Raw genomic sequence first — 1,990 nt, 5'->3', positions numbered from 1 at the left:
GGTGCGGGTGGTGGTGATCCTGTCGAGCAGGGTGAGTATGTCGGCGTCGATGGGGACCATCCGCTCGGTCTCGAGCTTGCCGAGCGGGACTTTCAGCCAGGACCCGGCGCCGGCAGGTCGATGACGGCATCGAGCTCGAGGTCGAGCAGTTCACCGATGCGTAGTCCGCAGGCGCGTTGCAGCAGCAGCGCGTCGGCGCCGAGCCTGTCCGGGGACTCTTCGAGGGCTTGTTGTAGGCGCCGGTCCGCGTCGGGTGGCAGGAACCTGGGCAGCGGCTGCGGCAGGCGGGGAACGTCGCTGCGGAACATGAGTTTGCGGGCCGGGGCGTTGGGCCAGCCCCATTCGGTGATCTCGGCCAGGAAGTTGCTGACGGCCAGGATCCGGCGGGCTTGTTCGGCAGTGGTCAGCGGCCGTCGGGTCGCGGTGCTGATGGTCTGTGGCAGGGAACTCATCCAGGCCTCGATGTGGGCGCAGCGCTCCAACCTGTCCGGCGTCAGGGTGGCGTCGATGCGGGTCACGAAGGTGGCGAACGCAGCCAGGCGGGTGGTCAGCCCGGAGACCGTGGAGGGTTTGCAGGTGACGGCCTTGCGTTCCAGATAGCCGATCAGCAGCGACTTCATCGGCTCGGGAACCTCGGCCAGGCGACGCTGGTAGGGCCAGCGGCTCTGCGCTGGTGGCGGCGGGGCCGGGAGGATCTTGTGATGGAACAACACGGTGCGGGTCGCGGTCGTGCAGCCCCGATAGTGCTTCCAGGTGCGGCCGGTGACCTCCTCACGCCGTCGGCCAGCAAGGTTGAGCGCGTCGAAGTCGGCGTTGGTCAGATCGCCCAATCGCTTGCCGGTGGCGAACAAGACCCGCGCCAGGACCTGGCTGGCCATCGCCCTGGCGGATTGCTCGCTGTAGTCACAGGCTCGCGCCGCGATGATGAACTCGTCGAGGTCCTCACCGATCGCGGTGCCGGTGACGTCACGCCAGATCGAGGAGAACTTGCGATGGACCAGATACTCCCATGACGGGCGCAAACGGCCCGTGACCAGCAAGAACGTGATGAACGGCCGAGTACTTGGGTTTGCCTGCAGTTGGACTACCAGCGGTTCATCCGCCCAGGACTGCGGGTCGGGCCAGCGCTCGACGAAGACCCTCGCCCAGTACCGGTAGGCCGAGTTGCCCCGCCCGGTGCGGGCCAGATGATCGCGGTAGGCGGCCAGCAGGGCCTCGCCGGTTTCGGCTGGCCGCAGGCTTGTAGTGGTGTCAGTGGGTGCGTGCGCGGCTGCGAGCGGCATCGTATTCGGCTTTCACGTGAACGGGGGCCAGATGGATGCAGCGGGCAGTGGTCTCGACATGGGCATGACCCAACAAGGCCTGCATCACCGCCAGGTCGACACCGGCCTCGGCCAAGGCGGTGCCGAAGGTGTGGCGCAGCGCATGCGGCGCGCCAGCCATCACCCCGGTCAGGTCTCGGTGGTAACGGAAGACCGTGCGCAACCCAGCCGGGGTCAACGGTTGTCCGCGGTGCGGGCCCTTGGCGACCACGAACAGTTCCGCGGCGGCGGTTTCGGGGCGTTCGGTCATCAGGTAGGCGTTGATCACCGCCGCGATGTCTGCGTCGAACGGGACCCGACGGTCCTTGGCTCCCTTTCCGTGAACGGTCAGCCAGCGGGCGCCGATGTCGACGTCGGCGACCGTCAGCGACAGCACTTCACACGATCTCAACCCGCAGTAGAGCATCAGCCCGGCCATCGCCAGGTCACGCTTGCTGTGCAGACTGGCCAACAGCGCAGAACACTCCGCAGCGGACAAGGCCCGCGGGAGCCGGCGTGGGGTGCGCAGCCGCAGCCGGGACCGGGGTGTGGGGCGTCGTTTCGTGTGAGCCAACAGCCCCCGAGCGCTCACCAGGGGCGAACCACGACGATGGGCGGCCCTTCGGGATCGGTGAGACGCGATCAGGGTCGCGCATGGACAAGAACTCATACATCCCCGACACCGCCGC

General features: G+C 67.7%; 2 protein-coding genes. Both read right to left on the bottom strand.

Translation table 11 applies throughout. The features are described from left to right. Positions 1–92 precede the first annotated feature (92 nt). A complete protein-coding gene (locus tag ACTQ49_RS14860) occupies positions 93–1,283 on the bottom strand; it encodes a hypothetical protein (RefSeq protein ID WP_441828612.1) in 1,191 nt (396 codons plus the stop codon). After that, positions 1,252–1,971 carry a tyrosine-type recombinase/integrase gene (locus ACTQ49_RS14855; protein WP_441828611.1) on the bottom strand — a complete coding sequence of 240 codons (720 nt, stop codon included), beginning with the start codon at positions 1,969–1,971 and terminating at the stop codon, positions 1,252–1,254. Before ACTQ49_RS14855 ends, ACTQ49_RS14860 begins: the two co-directional genes overlap by 32 nt. Positions 1,972–1,990: the final 19 nt, after the last annotated feature.

This window comes from Luteococcus sp. Sow4_B9 (assembly GCF_052116585.1).
Taxonomy (GTDB): Bacteria; Actinomycetota; Actinomycetes; order Propionibacteriales; family Propionibacteriaceae; genus Luteococcus.
This window is presented reverse-complemented; position numbering and strand designations above follow the sequence as displayed.

What these genes read in the sequence shown, in the direction of transcription:
- ACTQ49_RS14860 (WP_441828612.1), bottom strand. Translation starts at nt 1,283, where the DNA reads ATGCCGCTCGCAGCCGCGCACGCACCCACTGACACCACTACAAGCCTG.
- ACTQ49_RS14855 (WP_441828611.1), bottom strand. Translation starts at nt 1,971, where the DNA reads ATGAGTTCTTGTCCATGCGCGACCCTGATCGCGTCTCACCGATCCCGA.